At 55.9% G+C, this 19824-nt stretch carries 26 protein-coding genes; 15 read left to right on the top strand and 11 right to left on the bottom strand.

Annotated features, from left to right (window positions below; all coding sequences use genetic code 11):
• Positions 1–193: 193 nt before the first annotated feature.
• Entirely contained in the window at positions 194–520 is a 327-nt protein-coding gene (locus C5687_RS18665) for an ElaB/YgaM/YqjD family protein (protein ID WP_025759729.1), read from the bottom strand.
• A gap of 160 nt (positions 521–680) precedes the next feature.
• Between C5687_RS18665 and C5687_RS18660 the strand changes: the two genes are divergently transcribed.
• On the top strand, positions 681–1025 hold the full coding sequence (locus tag C5687_RS18660; protein ID WP_008502568.1) for a DUF2002 family protein: 345 nt from the start codon (positions 681–683) through the stop codon (positions 1023–1025).
• Positions 1026–1057: 32 nt separating this feature from the next.
• Here C5687_RS18660 and alaE read toward each other — a convergent pair whose 3' ends face one another.
• Positions 1058–1507 carry an L-alanine exporter AlaE gene (alaE, locus tag C5687_RS18655; RefSeq protein ID WP_104557545.1) on the bottom strand — a complete coding sequence of 150 codons (450 nt, stop codon included), beginning with the start codon at positions 1505–1507 and terminating at the stop codon, positions 1058–1060.
• 493 nt (positions 1508–2000) lie between these two features.
• Between alaE and stpA the strand changes: the two genes are divergently transcribed.
• The gene (gene stpA / locus C5687_RS18650; RefSeq protein ID WP_025759726.1) at positions 2001–2405 is read left to right on the top strand and encodes a DNA-binding protein StpA; all 405 of its coding nucleotides are present in this window, start codon (positions 2001–2003) and stop codon (positions 2403–2405) included.
• 38 nt (positions 2406–2443) lie between these two features.
• Here the strand turns inward: stpA and C5687_RS18645 are convergent, their stop codons facing one another.
• From C5687_RS18645 to C5687_RS18635, 3 genes are all read right to left on the bottom strand, one after another.
• A complete protein-coding gene (locus C5687_RS18645) occupies positions 2444–2623 on the bottom strand; it encodes a hypothetical protein (RefSeq protein WP_025759725.1) in 180 nt (59 codons plus the stop codon).
• Between the two features lie 79 nt (positions 2624–2702).
• Positions 2703–3224, bottom strand: a complete 522-nt coding sequence (locus C5687_RS18640; RefSeq protein WP_047959305.1) for a rhodanese family protein — start codon at positions 3222–3224, stop codon at positions 2703–2705.
• Positions 3225–3233: 9 nt separating this feature from the next.
• Positions 3234–3533 (bottom strand): ArsR/SmtB family transcription factor, encoded by a 300-nt coding sequence (locus C5687_RS18635; RefSeq protein ID WP_045286358.1) that lies wholly within the window; start codon positions 3531–3533, stop codon positions 3234–3236.
• Positions 3534–3711: 178 nt separating this feature from the next.
• Between C5687_RS18635 and C5687_RS18630 the strand changes: the two genes are divergently transcribed.
• Positions 3712–3870 carry a YqaE/Pmp3 family membrane protein gene (locus C5687_RS18630; protein WP_045286357.1) on the top strand — a complete coding sequence of 53 codons (159 nt, stop codon included), beginning with the start codon at positions 3712–3714 and terminating at the stop codon, positions 3868–3870.
• Here the strand turns inward: C5687_RS18630 and C5687_RS18625 are convergent.
• A complete protein-coding gene (locus C5687_RS18625) occupies positions 3867–4796 on the bottom strand; it encodes a LysR substrate-binding domain-containing protein (protein WP_032647981.1) in 930 nt (309 codons plus the stop codon). The two genes, C5687_RS18630 and C5687_RS18625, sit on opposite strands and share 4 nt — an antisense overlap.
• A 318-nt stretch (positions 4797–5114) precedes the next feature.
• Between C5687_RS18625 and C5687_RS18620 the strand changes: the two genes are divergently transcribed.
• From C5687_RS18620 to C5687_RS18595, 6 genes are all read left to right on the top strand, one after another.
• Positions 5115–5720 (top strand): ankyrin repeat domain-containing protein, encoded by a 606-nt coding sequence (locus C5687_RS18620; RefSeq protein ID WP_104557544.1) that lies wholly within the window; start codon positions 5115–5117, stop codon positions 5718–5720.
• Between the two features lie 107 nt (positions 5721–5827).
• Positions 5828–7369: an acyl-CoA synthetase FdrA gene (gene fdrA / locus C5687_RS18615; protein ID WP_104557543.1), complete on the top strand. Its 1542-nt coding sequence runs from the start codon at positions 5828–5830 to the stop codon at positions 7367–7369.
• Positions 7369–8784, top strand: coding sequence for a YlbE family protein (locus C5687_RS18610; protein ID WP_202911302.1), 1416 nt, complete (start codon positions 7369–7371; stop codon positions 8782–8784). The genes fdrA and C5687_RS18610 overlap by 1 nt, the downstream gene beginning before the upstream one ends.
• A gap of 11 nt (positions 8785–8795) precedes the next feature.
• Positions 8796–10349, top strand: a complete 1554-nt coding sequence (locus C5687_RS18605; RefSeq protein ID WP_104557541.1) for a xanthine permease — start codon at positions 8796–8798, stop codon at positions 10347–10349.
• On the top strand, positions 10346–11302 hold the full coding sequence (locus C5687_RS18600) for a carbamate kinase family protein (protein WP_104557540.1): 957 nt from the start codon (positions 10346–10348) through the stop codon (positions 11300–11302). Before C5687_RS18605 ends, C5687_RS18600 begins: the two co-directional genes overlap by 4 nt.
• A gap of 1 nt (position 11303) precedes the next feature.
• Positions 11304–12683, top strand: coding sequence for an amidohydrolase family protein (locus C5687_RS18595; protein WP_104557539.1), 1380 nt, complete (start codon positions 11304–11306; stop codon positions 12681–12683).
• Positions 12684–12788: 105 nt separating this feature from the next.
• Here C5687_RS18595 and C5687_RS18590 read toward each other — a convergent pair whose 3' ends face one another.
• Positions 12789–13391 (bottom strand): short chain dehydrogenase, encoded by a 603-nt coding sequence (locus tag C5687_RS18590; RefSeq protein WP_025759711.1) that lies wholly within the window; start codon positions 13389–13391, stop codon positions 12789–12791.
• Positions 13392–13488: 97 nt separating this feature from the next.
• Between C5687_RS18590 and C5687_RS18585 the strand changes: the two genes are divergently transcribed.
• From C5687_RS18585 to C5687_RS18575, 3 genes are all read left to right on the top strand, one after another.
• Positions 13489–14376, top strand: a complete 888-nt coding sequence (locus tag C5687_RS18585; protein ID WP_047959299.1) for a LysR family transcriptional regulator — start codon at positions 13489–13491, stop codon at positions 14374–14376.
• A 20-nt stretch (positions 14377–14396) separates the two neighbouring features.
• A complete protein-coding gene (locus C5687_RS18580) occupies positions 14397–15578 on the top strand; it encodes an aminotransferase-like domain-containing protein (RefSeq protein WP_059386394.1) in 1182 nt (393 codons plus the stop codon).
• Positions 15579–15662: 84 nt separating this feature from the next.
• Positions 15663–16181: a DUF6622 family protein gene (locus C5687_RS18575; RefSeq protein ID WP_104557552.1), complete on the top strand. Its 519-nt coding sequence runs from the start codon at positions 15663–15665 to the stop codon at positions 16179–16181.
• A 2-nt stretch (positions 16182–16183) separates the two neighbouring features.
• Here the strand turns inward: C5687_RS18575 and C5687_RS18570 are convergent, their stop codons facing one another.
• Positions 16184–16603, bottom strand: coding sequence for a hypothetical protein (locus C5687_RS18570; RefSeq protein WP_104557538.1), 420 nt, complete (start codon positions 16601–16603; stop codon positions 16184–16186).
• Positions 16604–16672: 69 nt separating this feature from the next.
• Between C5687_RS18570 and C5687_RS18565 the strand changes: the two genes are divergently transcribed.
• Positions 16673–17431, top strand: a complete 759-nt coding sequence (locus C5687_RS18565) for a helix-turn-helix domain-containing protein (protein WP_238380496.1) — start codon at positions 16673–16675, stop codon at positions 17429–17431.
• A 14-nt stretch (positions 17432–17445) separates the two neighbouring features.
• Here C5687_RS18565 and C5687_RS18560 read toward each other — a convergent pair whose 3' ends face one another.
• The 3 genes from C5687_RS18560 to C5687_RS18550 form a co-directional block, all read right to left on the bottom strand.
• Positions 17446–17793, bottom strand: a complete 348-nt coding sequence (locus tag C5687_RS18560) for a HigA family addiction module antitoxin (protein ID WP_045286350.1) — start codon at positions 17791–17793, stop codon at positions 17446–17448.
• Positions 17794–17863: 70 nt separating this feature from the next.
• Complete coding sequence (locus tag C5687_RS18555; RefSeq protein WP_072049135.1) at positions 17864–18043, bottom strand: type II toxin-antitoxin system RelE/ParE family toxin; 180 nt, start codon at positions 18041–18043, stop codon at positions 17864–17866.
• A gap of 168 nt (positions 18044–18211) precedes the next feature.
• Positions 18212–18649 carry a hypothetical protein gene (locus C5687_RS18550; protein WP_059386396.1) on the bottom strand — a complete coding sequence of 146 codons (438 nt, stop codon included), beginning with the start codon at positions 18647–18649 and terminating at the stop codon, positions 18212–18214.
• A gap of 490 nt (positions 18650–19139) precedes the next feature.
• On the opposite strand from C5687_RS18550, the gene C5687_RS18545 reads away from it, so the two are divergent.
• Both C5687_RS18545 and C5687_RS18540 read left to right on the top strand, forming a co-directional pair.
• Positions 19140–19589, top strand: a complete 450-nt coding sequence (locus C5687_RS18545) for an STM2901 family protein (protein ID WP_059386397.1) — start codon at positions 19140–19142, stop codon at positions 19587–19589.
• Positions 19583–19824: DUF1493 family protein (locus tag C5687_RS18540; RefSeq protein ID WP_104557537.1), on the top strand; the 242-nt coding region annotated here is incomplete at its 3' end. The genes C5687_RS18545 and C5687_RS18540, both read left to right, overlap by 7 nt.

Genomic DNA, 19824 nt, shown 5'->3' with positions numbered 1-19824 from the left:
CTCTTGCTAAAAGGAATACTAGATGTAGTTGTCTTAACTTTCAACCATACAAGATATGGGAAATTTAGATTGATATCGCCCCTGTGATGAGCACAGCGGGGCAGGGCGGACTGTACGGGTTTTTCAGGCGTTCGGGCAAAGAAAAGCCCCGGTAGCCGCTGGCCACCGGGGCAGAAAAACAACTCACAAGGCGTTATTTACGCAGGCTAAGCAGGGCTCCGACGAAGATCCCGACTGCCGCCACCGTGCCCAGCGTGCAGAGCGGTTTCTCGCGCACGAAGGTGGTTGCGCAGCTGACCGCATCGCAGGCCGCCTGAGTCGTACGGGTACGTCCGTTCAGACGCGCACGGGTTTCACGGAGCAGAGACTGAGCCTTACGTTTAGCCGCATCCGCTTCGTCCTTCGCGCCACTTCCCCAGGATTTCAGCACCTCTTCCAGCGAATCCGCTAATTGGCTGACATCATTACGAATATCCTGCGCGTCGTCATTAATATCGTTTCGGTTCGGTCTGTTAAACATACGTTCCTCCGTAATCTTGTGTTCCCGTTCAGTTTAGTTCAGAAATTTAATATCTGAAGCGCATCACGCGTTATCCGGCAGTTTATGGACTATTCTGAAAGCCCTGCTAATGCTGAATACTGTAAGGTTGCCGGGCAGGAAAAGATAACGAGGAAAAGATATGTATTTACGACCTGATGAGGTGGCGCGCGTTCTTGAAAAAGAGGGATTCACCATGGATGAGGTGACACCAAAAGCGTATGGTTATCGCCGCGGCGAGAATTACGTTTACGTTAATCGTGAAGCAAGAATGGGACGTACCGCTCTCATTATTCACCCGACGCTGAAAGACAGAAGTTTGTCATTTGCTGAGCCAGCCTCGGATATTAAAACCTGCGATCATTATCAGCAATTCCCGCTCTATTTAGGCGGCGAGACGCATGAGCATTATGGTATTCCGCATGGCTTCAGCTCGCGTATGGCGCTGGAACGGTTTTTGAAAGGCCTGTTTGGCGACGTACAGTAAACTTGCGACTGGCGTGCGCCAGTCGCTTCACATCACGCTTTTGCCTGGCTGTACTGGCTGACCCTAAACAGGCGGCGACAGTAGTCGAGAAAATAGCCATACACCGCCCCCATCAGCATTGAAATCACAATATTTGAGCTGACCGCCGCCGCGATCTGGTGCCAGTCCGCGCCCACCGCCAGCAGAATGGCCACGTAAACTGGAGACTGGAAGGTCACATACGCCAGAACGTCTGCCAGGTTTTTCACCCAGCCTGCGGGGCTGAGTCGCCGCGCAAGACGCATTACCGCATCGCGGTATAAACCGTAAGGCCAGGCAATAATAATATTGACCGGGATTGCCACCAGACGAGAGGAAAGTGACTGCTCAAAGGTCATTCCGGAGAGGAATATTTCAATCAGCATGTTCACGACGGAACAGTAGACAACCATCGCGAAAGTATCCGCTACCGCATGGCGCAGGCGTGATTGCGGTGAGAACATGGCTGAACTCCTTGAGAAGAACACAAAAGAAACGATTTTCCCGCAGCGTATAGTGCTTTAGGTTGGTTTGTTTGACGTGTATAGCGTATATCTCTGTGTTTGAACTAACAACTAGTGATTAATTTTTATTTAATCGCGTTTTGTCCACAAAATTCTCTAAAAATGATTGTTTTTTGACCGGTTCGTTATAATCTGTCCCGCTTAATATTTTTTTATTTAAAAACAATTGGTTATTGGTGGTGGTGCTGACGTGTGTATAAGTGTCGTTCCGGGTGGCACGGAATGCTGTAATTTGGCTTAAGGTTGACCATTTATAGTGGGTCAGAGGTCAATGAAAACATAACCCGCAAACCGGATATGATAATATAAAGGGTGACATATAAAGGTATTGGCATTATTGACAGAGCGGACCCGTGGGTAGATATTTTCACTGAAATGAATTATTCTTTCGGTGATTTATCTATTTACCCCAAAGAAAAGGTTTTCAAATAATATGTCTTTGACGTTACAGAATCTTAATAATATCCGAACTCTGCGCGCCATGGCGCGTGAATTATCCCTGGACGTTCTTGAGGAAATGCTGGAAAAGGTCAGGGTCGTTGCCGAAGAGAAACGTAGTGAGCTGGCGGAATTAGAACAGCAGCGCGCTGAGCAGCAGGAAAAAATTAATGCCCTGCTGGAACTGATGAAAGCCGATGGTATTTCTCCAACCGAACTGCTGAACTCTGAACGGGCGCTGGCGGGTAAAACGGTGAAAAAACGTAAACCGCGTGAAGCGAAATATCGCTTTATTGACCAGAACGGTGAAGAGAAAACGTGGACCGGCCAGGGCCGCACGCCGAAGCCTATTGCCAGCGCGCTGGCTAACGGTAAATCACTGGATGATTTTCTGATCTAATCCGTGAGCCGGGCGGAAGCGTCCGCCCGGATGTCTGTTTAGCAGACGCCGAAATCACCTTCTTCGCTATACAGCACGACCTCTGCTGCTTTCAGGGTAAATTTCTCACCCTCTTCATTGCTGGCCTGCACCGCCACAATGCTATCCCCCTTCACGTCGAGCACTTTCAGTTTTGGCCCGCCCTGACGCGGTTGTACATAATCACCGACAGCAAACATAGAACCTCCTCATCGTTTTAGCGATCTTCACCTTAGCCCACGTATGACGTCGGGTACAGCGTATTTCACCGATGACGGATTACGAGGTACGCCGGTTCCAGGGCATCACCCTGAGCAGTCTCGCCATACCGCAAAAGCCCGTCACACCGGCGAACAGCAGCCCGGCTCCGACAAAACCGCTGAGCAGGAAAAAGCCGCCGGAGACGCTATAGCCCAGCACCACGCCGCACAGAATGAGCAGCCCGGCGGCAATCTGCACCTGACGCATCAGCGGCAGCGGCTGGGATCTGTCTTCGACGGTCTGCAGCCCGGCCTGCTTCCAGCCCTGAATCCCCCCTTCGATCACAAATGCCTGAGCGGGCGAGGCTGCCCGGGCAAGGCGATCGGCATTCCCCGAGGTCCGGGCACCGGACTGGCAGTGGAAAATTATCGTGTCACCGGCCCCGGCTTTAAGCCCTGCAGGCAAGGTATCCAGCGGCACGGACTGGGCGACAGGAATATGCTCGCGGGCGTATTCGTCGGCATCACGGATATCAATCAGTTTTGCCCCTTCTGCGACGCGCGCGCTGGCCTGTTGAGGTGAAATCAGAGGAAGTGACATGGCGGCTCCTTACGGACAATAAACGGTTTTCAGGGTGCTGATGAGCTGATGCACCGCATCGTTTTTAATGAAATAGAGAATGCGCTGCGCGTCGCGGGTGCTGTCGATCAGACCCTCTTCACGCATACGCGCCAGATGCTGCGACGTGGCAGAGGCGCTAAGGCCGGTCGCGCGGGCCAGTTCGCCTGCGCTGGTCCCCGGCGCGCCACAGAGTGTGCAGAGGATCAGCAGCCTGCGTGGATTGCTCATCGCTTTTAAAAGGGTGGCGGCCTGCTCTGCGCTGGCCTGAAGCTGTTCGAGTTCAGTCATGATAATTTAGCATTTACTTAATTAAGGTAATGCTAAAGTAATTGCGGGCATTAAGCCAGTGTCAAAAGCGTAAAAGAGGGTAAAAGCGAGGCATGGAACTGGCGCAGACCGATAAACTGACTACGCTTAGAGGGTGTTCTTTTATTATTTTCAATGGATTAGCTTGCACGGAGTTTTTATGGGTTTTTGGCGTATTGTTTTTACCATCCTGTTGCCGCCGCTGGGCGTTCTGTTGGGCAAAGGGTTTGGCTGGGCGTTTATCATCAACATTCTTCTGACGCTGCTGGGCTACTTCCCCGGCCTCATTCACGCGTTTTGGGTACAAAGCAAAAGCTAAGCGCGCCAGAGTAAGTCGCTGTAGATCCCGGTCAGCACGCCCTGTGGGCCAAACTGCTGTTTGATCCAGCGCGTGACCTGGCCGGTTGCGGCATGCTGCGTGGCGAGCAGCATGCGCGAGTCCTGACGCGGGTTATTGATACGTCGTGTCACCAACAGCCCGTCTTCCACCGCTTCCCGCGCCATATATTCCGGCAAAAATCCTATCCCTTCCCCCAGGATCTGACACTGGCATTTGGTATTAAAGTCCGGCACCAGAATCGCCTCCTGTCCGTGCAGCAGCCAGCCGACCTTCTTGTTAATGGTATGTGCCGTATCTTCCACCATGATGTTGGGATACAGGCGCAGCTGGCTCTCCGCTATCGGTTCCGGGACGAAGGCCAGCGGGTGTTCCGGCGCGATGGCAAACACCCAACGGATGGCGCCGATCTCGGTGTAATCAATCCCGCCGCCATCGAGCAGCGTGTCCGGTGCGCCAATGGCGATATTGGCCTGGTTATTAATGATCGAGTCCCAGACGCCGTTATACACCTCGGTGGTGACGGTGATCTGGCAGGTAGGAAACTGCTTTTTCAGCACCTGCAGCAGCCGCGCGGTATGGCGCGGGGTGTATAACAGCTGATTAATACAGATGCGCACCCGCGCTTCGATGCCCTGAGAAATGGTATCAATTCCGCGCTTGATGGCATGAAAATCATTCAGCAGGTCGGTCGCTTTGCGATAAAAGTAAAAGCCGGACTCGGTCAGCTCAATGCTGCGCGTGTTGCGGACAAACAGCACCACGTCCAGTCCGGTCTCCATCCGCTTAATGGTGTAACTGATGGCCGAAGTGGTCACGCCCAGTTCGGCAGCCGCCTTGCTGAAGCTGCCGAAACGTGCCGCGGCCGTGAAGGCCAGCAAATTCTCTTCAGTAAAGATGGAATTCATATTACGGCTCCAGGTTGCCATCAGTTTTGAACATATTTTAACAGCCTCGCAACACGGTATTTGACGCCGGTCACAGTTCTGATGATTTGCTACAAGCCTTGCAGTGCAAGGCTTTATCAGCCATAAGAAGAATGCCGTCTGCGGCGATAAAAAGCGGCCAGCCATAAGGAAAAGGTTGCACAGACGCACGTTTTAGCTGAACTATTGAATTTAACTCAACAATGAATTGACTGTCGATGAATGATTTTTAAGCGGATTCTTTTCTGAAAGGGCTGTTGCTATTCTCAGGTCATCAGCAACACATCATCGGGAGTCTTTATGTCTGAGAACGAACTCGTTACTGAATTTCTGCTGGCGGCAGAGCAGGGCAATGCCGACGCGCTAAAAGTCTGTCTGGAGAAAGGTGTGGATATTAACGCCACCAACCGTCAGAAAAGAACCGCTATTATTCTTGCCAGCCTGAACAAACATTATTCCTGTGTGTCCTTATTAATTGATGCCGGCGCGGATATTGATAAACAGGACCAGACCTGTTTTAACCCCTTCCTGATTAGCTGCCTGACCAACGATATCACCCTCCTGCGGCTGATATTATCCGCGAACCCGGACCTCGACCGCCTGACCCGCTTCGGCGGTGTGGGCATTACCCCTGCCAGTGAAAAAGGGCACGTGGATATTGTGCGTGAGTTGTTGGAAAAAACCGATATTAACGTCAACCACACCAACTTTGTCGGCTGGACGCCGCTGCTGGAAGCCATCGTATTAAATGACGGCGGAGCGAAGCAGCAGGAGATTGTGAAGCTGCTGCTGGAACACGGCGCGAACCCGCATATGACCGACAAATACGGCAAAACGCCGCTCGAACTGGCGCGTGAAAAAGGCTACCACGAGATAGCCGACCTGCTGCTGGCGGCGGGCGCATAACGTATTCGGCCAGCCTTTTCCGGCTGGCCAGTAATTAAAAACGCATTTTTACCGACGTGTATTTCGCACGACGGCGGCCCCCTTTTATCCGCTCTCAGGAGAAAATAATGCCCACGAAAATCGTGATTAAAAAGAACACGTATTTTGACTCCGTCTCATTAATGTCCGTTTCCACCAAAGCCAATAAATTGCCGGGCGTCGAGCAGGCCTTTGTGGCCATGGCGACGGAGATGAATAAAGGCGTCTTAAAAAACCTCGGACTGTTAACGCCGGAATTAAATGAGGCTAAAAACGGCGATCTGATGATCGTGATTAAAGGCGACGCGGCCAATGATGAAACCCTGGCGGCGATTGAGGCGCTGTTCACGCGTAAAGAACGCCAGGGCGCTCATGAAGCACGCTACGCCACGATTGCCAGCGCCAAAACCCATCGTCCTGATGCAAATCTTGCGGTCATTTCGGTCAACGGAACCTTTGCCGCCCGTGAAGCGCGTCAGGCGCTGGAAAACGATCTTAACGTGATGCTGTTCTCCGATAACGTGTCGCTCGACGACGAGCTGGCGCTGAAGCAGCTGGCTCACCAGAAAGGCTTGCTGATGATGGGGCCAGACTGCGGCACCGCCATTATCAACGGCGCGGGGCTGTGCTTTGCCAACGCGGTACGCCGCGGGCCCATTGGGATTGTCGGCGCATCCGGTACCGGCAGCCAGGAGCTGAGCGTGCGCATCCATGAATTTGGCGGCGGCGTATCGCAGCTGATTGGCACCGGCGGGCGCGATCTCAGCGAGAAGATCGGCGGCCTGATGATGCTCGACGCCATCGGGATGCTGGAGGCCGACGAGGGCACAGAGGTGATTGCGCTGATCTCCAAGCCGCCGGCCCCCGCCGTGGCCGAAAAAGTGCTGGCCCGCGCGCGCGCCTGCCGCAAGCCCGTTGTCGTCTGTTTCCTTGGGCGCAATGAGCCGCCAGCAGATGAAGACGGGCTGCAGTTTGCGCGCGGCACCAAAGAGGCGGCCCTGAAGGCCGTCCTGCTTACCGGCATCAAAAAAGCGTCCCTGGACCTGCACCCGCTCAACTGGCAGCTGATTGAAGCGGTGCGCGCCCGCCTGACCCCGCAGCAGAAATACATTCGCGGCCTGTTCTGCGGCGGCACCCTGTGCGATGAAGCGATGTTCGCGGCGCTGGAAAAATTCGACGACGTCTACAGCAACATTCAGCCGGATCCGGCGAAGCGCCTGCGCGATATCAACGTCAGCCAGGCCCATACCTTCCTCGATTTTGGCGATGACGATTTCACCAACGGCAAGCCGCACCCGATGATCGACCCGACCAACCGCATCAGCCGCCTGCTGCAGGAAGCGCGCGATCCGGAAGTGGGGGTGATTGTGATGGACTTCGTGCTGGGCTTCGGCGCGCACGAGGATCCGGTCGGGGTGATGCTCGACGCCATCAAAGAGGCGCAGGCCATTGCGAAAGCCGATAACCGTCCGCTGGAGATCCTCGGCTACGTGCTGGGTACCGATCAGGATCCGCAGCAGCTGGCGCAGCAGTGCCAGCGGCTCACCGATGCCGGCGTCATCTGGGCCAGCAGCAGTACCAACACCGGATTACTGGCCCGTGAATTTGTCTGCAAAGGGGAGAAAGCATAATGACTACCTTATTTAACCAGCCGCTGGACGTGATTAACGTCGGCATCGCGATGTTCAGTGACGATCTCAAAAAACAGCACGTACCCGTCACCCAGCTCGACTGGACGCCGCCGGGGCAGGGCAATATGCAGGTTGTTGAGGCGCTCGACCAGCTGGCACAAAAACCGCTGGCGGAGAAGATCGCCGCCGCCAACCAACTCGCTCTTGAGCGCATCATTCAGTCTCATCCGGTGCTGGTGGGCTATGACCAGGCGATTAACGTTGTGCCGGGGATGACCCACACTACCATCCTGCATGCTGGTCCGCCTGTGGCCTGGGAAAACATGTGCGGAGCGATGAAAGGTGCCGTCACCGGCGCGCTGGTGTTTGAAGGGCTGGCGACGGATCTGGAGGACGCGGCCAGGCTGGCGGCCTCCGGGGAGATCACCTTCTCGCCGTGCCACGAGCACGACTGCGTGGGCTCCATGGCGGGCGTCACCTCCGCGTCGATGTTTATGCACATCGTTGAGAACAAAACCTATGGCAACCGCGCGTTCACCAACCTTAGCGAACAGATGGCGAAGATCCTGCGCATGGGCGCCAACGACCAGAGCGTGATCGACCGTCTGAACTGGATGCGCGACGTGCTCGGCCCGATGCTGCGCGACGCCATGAAGATTATCGGTGAAATCGACCTGCGCCTGATGCTGGCCCAGGCGCTGCACATGGGCGATGAGTGCCACAACCGCAACAACGCGGGCACCACGCTCCTGATCCAGGCGCTGACGCCGGGGCTGATTCAGGCGGGCTACCCGGTTGAGCAGCAGCGCGAGGTGTTTGAGTTTGTCGCCAGCAGCGACTACTTCTCCGGCCCGACGTGGATGGCGATGTGTAAGGCCGCGCTGGATGCCGCCCACGGCATTGAATACAGCACCGTGGTCACCACCATGGCGCGTAACGGCTACGAGTTTGGTCTGCGCATCTCCGGCCTGCCGGGACAGTGGTTCACCGGCCCGGCGCAGCAGGTGATTGGCCCTATGTTTGCGGGCTATAAGCCGGAAGATTCCGGGCTGGACATTGGCGATAGCGCAATTACCGAAACCTACGGCATCGGGGGCTTTGCGATGGCAACGGCCCCGGCGATTGTCGCCCTCGTGGGCGGCACGGTGGAGGAAGCCATCGACTTCTCCCGCCAGATGCGTGAAATCACCCTCGGCGAAAACCCGAACGTCACCATTCCGCTGCTCTCGTTTATGGGCATCCCGAGCGCCATCGACATCACCAAAGTCGCCGGCAGCGGCATTCTGCCGGTCATCAACACCGCCATTGCCCACAAAGACGCGGGCATCGGCATGATTGGGGCGGGCATTGTCCACCCGCCGTTTAGCTGTTTTGAAAAGGCGCTGTTGACCTTCCGCGATCGCTACTTTTTATAAGGCATGCATCCATGAAAAACATGAAACTGGAGTGGAAAAGAGGTGACTGGGCGGCCTATTTCGGGTTGATGACCAACAACCTGACCAATTTGCTGACCATGATGGGGTTGCTCATTTTTGTCGTCGGCATCCCGAAGGAGATTGTTTATGGACGCATTGCGCCCGCCTTCGGGCTGGCGGTGCTGGCGGCGAGTATTTGCTACGCATGGTTCGGCATGCAGATGGCGCGCCAGACCGGGCGCACGGATGTGACCGCGCTGCCGTCCGGCCCCAGCGCGCCGTCAATTTTTACCGTGACCTTCCTGGTCCTGATGCCGGTGTATCAGCAAACGGGCGATGCGGAGTTCGCCATTCAGATTGGCCTGGTGTGGTGCTTTGTTGAGGCGATGATCCTGGCGGGCGGTTCGTTTTTAGGGGAAACCATCCGCAAGATGATCCCGCGTACCGTACTGCTGTCGTGCCTGTCCGGCCTGGGCCTGCTGCTGCTGGCGATGAACCCGATACTGCAGGCGTTCGAAGCGCCCACCGTGTCGTTCATCGTCCTGCTGCTGATCTTCATCAACTGGTTCGGTAAAAAGCCCATTTTTGCCCGCATCCCGACAGGGTTGCTGCTGCTGATTGCCGGCACGGCCCTGGCGTGGATCTCCGGCCTGCAAAGCCCGGAGGCGATTAAAGCCTCGATGTCATCGTTCGGCTTTAACCCGCCGCAGGTGCATGTGGAAGGGTTCCTGCAGGGGCTGCCGCACGCGCTGCCGTATCTTGCCTCGGCAGTTCCGCTGGGCCTGGCGAACTATATCTTTGACCTGGAGAACATCGAAAGCGCCCACGCGGCGGGGGACGAATACCCGACGCGTAAAGTGATGCTGGCGAACGGTCTGGCGTCGATGCTTGGTTGCCTGATGGGCAACCCGTTCCCGGTCACGGTCTATGTCGGCCATCCGGGCTGGAAAGCGATGGGGGCGAGCATCGGCTACACGCTGGCTTCCGGCGTGACCATGTTTATTGTGCCGCTGTTCGGGCTGGGGGCGTTTATGCTCGCCATCATTCCGATGACCGCCATCGTGCCGATTCTGGTGTTTATCGGCGTCGTCACCGCCAACCAGGTGGTGCGGGAAACGCCGAAGGTGGAGGTCCCCGTCATCTTCATCTGCCTGTTCCCGTGGATCGCCAACTGGGCGCTGACCATGATGAACAGCGTGATGGGCGCGGCCGGGACAAGTGCGGCGAAAATCGGTACCGACGTGCTGCACAGCAAAGGGATCTACTACGAAGGGTTGATGCATCTCGGCAACGGCGCGCCGTTGGCCAGTATGCTCTGGGGCTGTATCGCCATCTTTGCCATCATTAACAAACCGCTGCGCGGGGCTGTCGCTGCCGCGGGGGGCGCGCTGCTGGCGCTGTTTGGCGTCATCCACGCCCCGGTAGTGGGCTTTGCCGAAGGCAGTTCGCTGATGTTCGTGACGGCCTACCTGATGATGGGCGGTATGTTTGTGGTGAAGCATGTACTGGATAGCCGCGAAACGGCGAGCGTCGAACCCGGCCCGATTGTGAAGGAAAACGTATGAAAGCGCTTATGGTCGTTGCCATTGGCGGCAACAGCATTATCAAAGACAACGCCAGCCAGTCGGTTGAGCATCAGGCGCAGGCGGTGAAAGCGGTGGCAGAGTCGGTGCTGGAAATGCTGGCCTCGGACTATGACATCGTGCTGACCCACGGTAACGGCCCTCAGGTCGGGCTGGATCTGCGCCGCGCCGAAATCGCCCACGAGCGGGAAGGGCTGCCGCTGACGCCGCTGGCGAACTGCGTGGCGGACACGCAGGGAGGAATCGGCTATCTGATCCAGCAGGCGCTCAACAACCGCCTGGCTGCCCGCGGGGAGCAAAAAGCGGTCACGGTCGTCACGCAGGTGGAGGTGGATAAAAACGATCCCGGCTTCAGCCATCCGACTAAACCCATCGGCGCGTTCTTCAGTGAGGCGCAGCGTGATGAACTGCAGCAGGCGCACCCGGACTGGCACTTTGTTGAAGATTCAGGCCGGGGCTATCGCCGCGTGGTGGCGTCACCCCAGCCGCTGCGCATCGTTGAAGCGGAGGCTATCAAAGCGTTAACGCAAAAAGGCTTTGTGGTGATCGGCGCGGGCGGCGGCGGGATCCCCGTTGTGCGCTCGGCGCAGGGCGATTACCAGAGCGTGGATGCGGTGATTGATAAAGATCTCTCCACCGCGCTGCTGGCGCGCGAGATCCGCGCCGACGTGCTGGTTATCACCACCGGGGTGGAGAAGGTGTGCATCAACTTCGGCAAGCCGAGCCAGCAGGCACTGGACACCGTCAACGTGGCGCAGATGACGCGCTACATGGAAGAGGGACATTTCCCGGCGGGCAGCATGTTGCCCAAAATTGTCGCCTCGCTGGCGTTTTTACACCACGGCGGCAAGCGCGTGATCATCACCTCGCCTGACTGCCTGCCCGCCGCGCTGCGCGGGGAAACCGGCACCCACATTGTTAATGAAGGAAGATAAGATGAGTGAGAACAAAAGCCGCCGTGAATTCATTAGCCAGAGCGGCAAAATGGTCACCGCCTGCGCGCTGTTTGGCGTGACCGGATCCGTCGCGTATGCTGCTGATTCCGCAAAGCCACTCTGCGAGACCGGTAAACCGATGACCATCACCGCAAAACATTACTATCTGGACAACGTGCTGCTTGAAGCCGGGTTCAACTTTGACGGCAGCGTGGCGACAAGTATCCGCACCGAGCTGAAAACGCTGGAGATTAAAGACGGCAAGATCGTCGCCCTGCGCGACAATAAAAGCCACGCGGCCGCCTCGCTGCCGCACTATGACGCGGGCGGCAAGCTGATGCTTCCGGCAATGCGCGATATGCACATCCACCTGGATAAAACCTTTTACGGCGGACCATGGCGGTCGCTCAACCGCCCGGCGGGCACCACCATTCAGGACATGATCCGTCTTGAGCAGAAGCTGCTGCCGGAGCTGCAGCCGTACACCCAGGCGCGGGCGGAAAAGCTGATCGACCTCATCCAGTCGAAAGGCTCTACCATCGCCCGCAGCCACTGCAATATCGAGCCGACCTCCGGCCTGAAGAATCTGGAAAACCTGCAGGCGGTTTTATCGCGCCGCAAGCCCGGCTTTGACTGTGAAATCGTCGCTTTCCCGCAGCACGGGCTGCTGCTGTCAAATTCCGAAAAGCTGATGCGTGAGGCGATGCAGGCCGGGGCGCACTACGTGGGCGGGCTGGATCCTACCAACGTCGACGGCGCGATGGAGAAATCCCTCGACACCATGTTCCAGATTGCGCTGGACTACGACAAAGGGGTGGATATTCATCTGCATGAAACCAGCCCGGCGGGCGTGGCGGCGGTGAATTACATGGTGGAAACCGTGGAAAAAACGCCAGCGCTGAAGGGCAAACTGACCATCAGTCACGCCTTTGCGCTGGCGACGCTTAACGAACAGCAGGTGGATGACATCGCCATCCGCATGGCGGCGCAGCAGGTGACCATCGCCTCCACCGTACCGATTGGCACGTTGCATATGCCACTGAAGCAGTTGCGGGATAAAGGCGTGTTTGTGATGACGGGCACCGACAGCGTGATCGACCACTGGTCGCCATACGGTCTGGGGGACATGCTGGAAAAAGCCAATCTTTATGCCCAGCTCTACATCCGCCCGAACGAGCAGACACTCTCTCGCGCATTAGGTATTGCCACCGGCGACGTGCTGCCGCTGAACGACAAAGGCGAGCGCGTGTGGCCGAAAGCGCAGGACGACGCCAGCTTTGTGCTGGTGGACGCCTCCTGCTCCGCCGAAGCCGTGGCGCGCATCTCCCCGCGTACCGCGACCTTCCACAACGGCAATCTGGTCTGGGGCACGGTGGGCTAAAAGAGAGCCGGGTGGCGCTGCGCTTACCCGGCCTACATTTGAATCGTAGGTCGGGTAAGGCGCAGCCGCCACCCGACAATGCAGTTTACTGCTGTGCACTGCGCCTCAGTAGCCCACCTTATACACCCGCCCGCTCTGCACGCCTTCCACGCTGCGGCGATAGGCTTGCGCCACCGTCGCGGCAGGCACGCTTTCGAAGCCCGGGAAGAAGCCATCATACGTTTCGACGGATTCGGTGAGCACCGTCGGGCTAATCAGGTTGATACGGATCCCGCGCGGCAGCTCGCAGGCCGCAGCGCGCACAAACCCTTCCAGGGCCGCATTCACCGTGGTGGCATTCACGCCCTGAGCGATCGGCTCGTGCGCCACGATGCCGCTTATCAGGGTGATAGAGCCGCCTTCGTTCAGGTAGTGCTGGCCGGTCAGCGCCAGGCGCACCTGCCCGAGCAGTTTATCCTGTAAGCCCTGATTGAAGTCACTGTCCTTCATGGTGGCCAGCGGGCCAAAGTAGAGTCCGCCGCTGGCGGAGACAATGGCATCCACCGGGCCGATTTTTTCAAACAGCGCCTGGACGCTTGCCTGCGAGGTAATATCCACCTGATAGTCACCCTGCGTGCGGCCCACGCGGATCACCTCGTGGCGACGACTCAGCTCTTCACTTACCGCACGACCCACTGTACCGCTGGCACCAATAATGACGATTTTCATAGCCGACTCCTTCTGTTGTGAGCCTCCATTCTTTAATAAATTAAAAACCGGATAAACTGGGCTAAAGTTAGAAGATTGCTAACCAGAGGTTTGGAATATGGATAAGCTTCGCGGCATGGAGACCTTCATCGCCGTCGTGGAAAGCGGCAGCTTTACCGGTGCCGCATCCCGGCTGGAAATGTCGTCGGTGATGGTGGGGAAGTACATTGCATTGCTGGAATCGCAGCTCGGCACCCGTCTGCTGGAGCGTAATACGCGGCGGCAAAGTTTGACCGACGCCGGACGGGTCTATTATGACGAAGCAAAGCGGGTGCTGGAGCAGGTATCGATTGCCGAAAGCGCGGTGGAGCGTCTGCGCGCCGCACCGGCCGGTACGTTGCGCGTGACGGCACCTACCTCGTTTGGGGGCTGCGTTATTGCCCCGCTGACCGCAACGTTTTTGCAGCGCTACCCGGACGTGCGCGTGGAGCTGGATCTCACCAACCGGATGGTGGATCTGGTTGAGGAGGGTGTCGATCTGGCCATTCGCATTGGGGATATTCATCACGACGATCTGGTGGCGAAATATCTCTGCCCATACCGGATGGTGATCTGCGCCGCGCCGGACTATCTGGCGCGCTACGGCACGCCACAAACGCCCGCCGACCTGGTGAATCACCTTTGCCTCTCCCACAGCGTATGGACTGAGCGCAACGAGTGGCGGCTACCGGGTGTCGAAGGGGAGGTGCGCTGGAAGCGGGATGCGGTATTAAGATGCAACGACGGTTACGGGCTGCGGATGGCGGCACGCGCCGGAGCGGGGCTGTTGCTGCAGCCGGAAGTGCTGGTGGCGGAAGAGCTGGCAAGCGGCAGGCTGGTGCGGGTGCTGGAAAATTACATCCCGCAGCCGAGGCCGGTGCATCTGCTGTGGCGCCAGGATTTACGCCCGCTGCCTAAGCTTACGGAATTTATCGCTCATATTCTGCTAAGATTGGGCACACTATAAAAAAAGAAGGTAAGCAAACAATGTCTGTGAATAAACTCGCCAGCAGTGCGCAGGGCCTGCAATCATCTGCCATCCGTGAATTATTAAAACATAGCAAAATGGCAGGCGTTATTTCGCTGGGCGGGGGGATCCCTAACCCGGCCTTATTCGATCACGAAGGCCTGAAAATGGCCGCGGATGCCGTACTCTCACAGCATTTTGGCGAAGCCTTTCAGTACGGTCTGACCGAAGGCGTGCCGGGACTGCGCGAAGAAATTCAGCGCATCTGTGAAGGGCGCGGCATTGCCTGTAAAGCCGATGACGTGGTAGTGACATCCGGTTCGCAGCAGTCCCTGGACGTGCTGGCGCGGGCGTTGATTAACCCCGGCGATACCGTCGTTGTCGAGCGCCCAACCTATCTCGCTGCCCTGCAGGTGTTCGGCCTGGCGCAGGCGAATTTTGAATCCGTAGGCACTGATGGCGACGGCATGATCGTCGACGAACTCGAAGCACTGGTGGCCAAAAAAGCCATTAAAGCGGTTTATATTGTGCCGACCTTCGGCAACCCTGGCGGGGTTACGCTTTCTGAAGCGCGTCGTAAAAAGCTGGTGGAACTCTCGAAGCGCCATGACTTCGTGATCATCGAAGACGATCCGTACAGCGAAATTAACTACACCGATGAGCTCTTCCGTCCGTTAATTGCCCATGCCAAAGCTATCGGTAACGAAGAGAACGTGGTGTATACCTCCACCTTCTCTAAAATTCTCGCGCCGGGCACGCGCGTAGGCTGGGTGCTGGTGCCGGAGTGGCTGAAGCGCGCGGTGGTGAATCTGAAGCAAACCACCGACCTGCACACCAGCACCCTGTCGCAGCTGATGACCTACGAATACCTGAAAACCGGCCGTCTGCCGGATCAGATTAAAATGATCCGTGAGGCCTATCGTCAGAAATTCCAGACCTTCGCGACGGAACTGGAGGCTGAGCTGGGCGATGTGATGTCGTTCCACAAGCCAAAGGGCGGCATGTTCCTATGGGCGAAAATGAACAACGGCATGAACACCACCCGCTGGCTGGAAAAAACGTTAAGTAATGGCGTAGTCTTTGTACCGGGCGAATTTTTCTACTGCAATGAGCCAGACCCTTCAACGCTGCGTATGTCGTTTGTCACGCCAACGGATGAAGATCTGAAAGAGGCGGTTCGTCGTCTGAAAAAATCGCTGTAAAAGACCTGCGCATAACGGTGGTTCTGCCGTTATGCGCAACAGGCGTTCAGGGCGGCAAAGCCGCGATCGTTCATGGTGATCTCCATGTTTGAATTTCTGATCGGTGTTGTGACGCACACCCCCGTCTGGGTGTGGGTGCTGTTTCTATTCCTTCTCTCTCGCGGCATAAAAGCCCGCAAGCCCGCGACCGTGACCCTGGAGCGGCTTGCCATCATTCCAGGGATCTTTCTTGTCTGGGATATCTACGATCTGGTGGTCTATCGCCAGCTGACCCTTGTGACGGTAGCACTGTGGTTCGCAGGGATCGTTATCGGCGCGGCGCTGGGGTATTTCCTGATTAAGCGGACGGTTGTCACGCGTACGGATGCGCCGCGCACCCTGTTCCGTCAGGCTGATTACACGGCGCTACCGTTTATGATGCTGGCGTTTGGGGTGAAATATGTGCTGGGCGTCATGAGCGCCATCTCTCCCCAGACCCTGCAGCAGCCCGCGATGAGCGCGCTGGCAATTGTCTCCGGCGGCGTCTTTGCGGGCGTATTTATCGGCAAGTTTGTGCGCTATGTCGGGGTGTATAACAGCGTCGCCCTGAACCCGGCGGAGTGACGTTACTGTGTCGCGTGGGCCAGCGCGCGGTCTGATGTATTGCCGCTGAGGGCTCGCGTGACCTCATGGATCCGCCAGATTTTCCCTTCACGCAGCGCCGCAAACATATACACCTCCAGTACGGCCTGATGACCCTCCGGATAGGTCACCGTCACGATATGGCGGTCTGCCAGAAGGTGGTTCTGGCAGCTTATCTCCTCCACGGTGAATGCGATCTCGCGGATCTGCGCGCGAACGTGGTTCAGGTGCTGTACAAAACCCTGATAATCAAGCGCATGGCCGTCTGTGAACTGCTGGTAGTCGGCAGTGAATACCTCTGCCGGATCGATTTCGCCTGTAAAGAGACCCGTCAGCAGGCAGGCCATGTTCTCGCGCTGTGCGCTGTTTTCTGCAGGGTCGAGCAGGGATGTGATAATACGCATGATGGATCCTTGTGTGGGTGAGCCACCATTATCCTTGACAGAGGAAGGCGCAGTTTCTGTAATACGTCGATGAATAACGATTTTCGGTCAAATGCGATGTTCAGCACTGAGATACTCAGTCATCCCGGCGGCTATCGTACTCCGTGGCACAGTCATCATCCCGGCCAGCTCTGGCGCATTCAAACAGGGCTGCTGGTGATTGAGACGCAGCAGGGGCGTGCGGTGGTACCGGCAAAACATATCGGCTGGATCCCGCCCGGCCAGCAGCACGCCGCCTTTGCGGAAAGCGCCGTTGAAGGCTGCGCGATCTACCTTGATCCTGAGCAGTGTGCTGCGTTTCCCGGTGCGCCTGCGCTTTTCGAACCCGACGATCTCACGCATGCGCTCTTTTCGCGTGTAAGCGCGGGAGGAAGTGAAGGCGATCCGCGAAAGCTCGCTCTGCTGCTGGATGAACTTGCCCTGGCACCACAGGTCCGTTATTACCTGCCTGTACCGACAGATCCGCGCCTGAAGCACGTGGTCAGGCATCTGCTGCAGTTCGTCGATGATAACCAGACGGTTGAGGACCATGCCCGCCAGGCGGGGATGAGCGTGCGTACGTTCAACCGTCGGTTTCGTGCCGGGACCGGCATGAACTTCGTCAACTGGCGGCAGCTGGCGCGCGTTATGCAGGCAATGGAGTGGCTCGCGGCGGGAAAACCGGTGGGGTGGATCGCGCTGTCGTGCGGTTACAGCAGCGTCAGCGCATTTATTGAGGTTTTCAGAGCATGGACCGGTAAAACGCCGGGACAGTGGGCGGTTAAAGAAGTCCCTTTTGGGCGAAGGTAATGCGCGTGGCTGGATCAGGCGACATCCGGCTGACCAGATTTCCTTTTAGCCATGACTTCTGCAACGGTCTTTATACGGCTTAATTCCTCCTGCGTCCTGGAGTTAGATTGCGCTTCCCAGATATCGACGTTCAGTTGTAAATTCAGCCAAAATTCAATAGTGGTATCAAAGGCTTTTGCCAGTTTTATTGCCATATCGGCAGTAAGCTTGCGATTGTTATTGACCAATGCGCTGATGGAGTTGCGGTGGACATTAAGCATCTCCGCCAGATCACTGATTTTAAGATTGAGCGGTTCAAGGTACTCGTACTGCAACACGTCGCCCGGCGTGGTGGGTTTGCGGAGTGCCTGCTGAAGTGTCATAGATGATGCCTCACTTGTGTTGCGTGTACTTGTGTGGAGAGAGGTAGAGATCGTCTGCTTTACCCGCAGTTCAGCGAAAAACGAGCCTGTATTGTTTGTTGACCCGGATTGAAAAATAGCCTTTCAACGGAGGATTCAATGCTTCATACATGTTACCCGGTGGCGATCGCAAATCCCGGTGCGAGGTTGCTACATGAATGATAATGCACCCTTGCACTGTGCGCAGGTGTATTTTGTCTGCAGGAAATATTACCCGAGTGGTGGCTGAAAGGAGGCGGGATGTATGACTAAGAGTAAATTCTCCGAGGTGGATTCCACTTCGGCTGGCATGCGGCTTAATGCCCGGCGGCGCTACGCTTGCACGGGCCTACGGGAATGTAGGCCGGGTAAGGCGAAGCCGTCACCCGGCAATCCAGACTCAACCCAGCAACGCGACGCCAGCTTCCGTTCTCAGCCAGCGCGGGGCGGTGAGCTGGTCGGCAAAGTAGCCCGTCAGCTCAAAGAGTAAATCCCCCATCACACGGGCAGATTCAGGTGAGAGCACGCCTGCTATCAGCAGTTGTGTAATTTCCTCACAGTAGCGGCAGAGTTGATCGGACTCGGCGTGGAATGCAGGTTCAGGTTCAGGAAACACATCGACGGTAAGAGGTTCCTCTAAGTGCTCAGGGATTGGTTCCAGCAGCATCGGGCGGAGCAGGGCGAGAGTTGAGGCAAGACGACCGCAGAGCGCTATTTTTCTTGCAGGATCGGTCTCTTCCACCAGCGCTTCGCAATAGCGTTGGGAGTTGTCGGCAAGTTCGGTGAAGTCGGTATTGTGGTCGAAAGGGGTCGTGAAAAGTGTGTTACTGGTGGTCATATGACAGTTTCCATTAAGTGATTAAGACACTGCCAGAGAAATGCCAATTTCCCGGGTGGCAGGACTGAACGGAGTTGGCATTACCGGCCTTAATGGACACCGGCGCGTCTTGCGACGCCCCCGTCCAGCCCACCATTGGAATGTAGCCAGACGCACGGCGCAACAAGCGCTTACGCCGCCATTAAGTTTAACCGGGATGCCAATCCCGACGCCAGATTTTGCTGGCGTGGGAGAAACATACGCCCGTTAAATCCTAAGCAAAAGAGAGTTTGAAAGAAGAAGTAACATTCTGCGAGGCTGCTTCAGAAAAAAGGATAATAAATAACGTGTTTCATTAATAATTGTTCAAATCAATAAATCATTATCTGTTGTCGTATGTGTAAATTACGCCGGGGAGAAATTAGGAATTTATAAAGGTCGCTTTTATCAACATATCAGCTGAAGTGGCGTAAGGTATATGTGATTAATAAATACTGATATGAAGGCATGTATGGATACGGTCGAGGAACTCAATGGGACATATTTCTATAAAGGAATTTGCAATATATCGGCTGGTGAATTATTTTTCTGGATTCTATTAGATGTGATCGAAGAGCAGTTTGGCGGTATAGAGGATGCTGTAATGATGAGTTGTATCATTTTAGGATTACCGCTATTAAAGACCAGAAATAAACCCTACGGAACGACAGCAGGCACCTCGATAGCTTCAAAGTATTTGCGTCAATATCTCAACGTAGCATTACCAGTAAGATTACCGACGTTAACAGAAGCGAGCATTACCACCTTAAAACCGAAGTATGTTACAAATCTGGGAGCCTTTGTTGGCAGAAGCCTGCCAGTGCTCGGCTGGACATTGGTTGCCAGCGATTTGGCTCAAATATGCTATAAAACACTTATAAAATACAACACGATTGCACATAAGAAAGATCGCATATGGTAAATGAACAAGACGTTTTAACATTTTTCCGGAATGAGTTACCGGTGCTGGGAACGTTCACCGGAAAACTTATTCCCTTGCAGTTAGATGATATCCTGCAGGATTATACAGAAGATGATGATCTGGCCTTTTGTATGGATAAATTCAGTATTCAGTTCCATGTTGATATCACGCGGATGAATTACAACGCTTACTACCCCTGGTTTCGCACATGGTTTTTCAGGAAGTGGTTTACTAA

The organism is Enterobacter sichuanensis, assembly GCF_002939185.1.
In the GTDB taxonomy this organism is placed as follows: Bacteria; Pseudomonadota; Gammaproteobacteria; order Enterobacterales; family Enterobacteriaceae; genus Enterobacter; species Enterobacter sichuanensis.
This window is presented reverse-complemented; position numbering and strand designations above follow the sequence as displayed.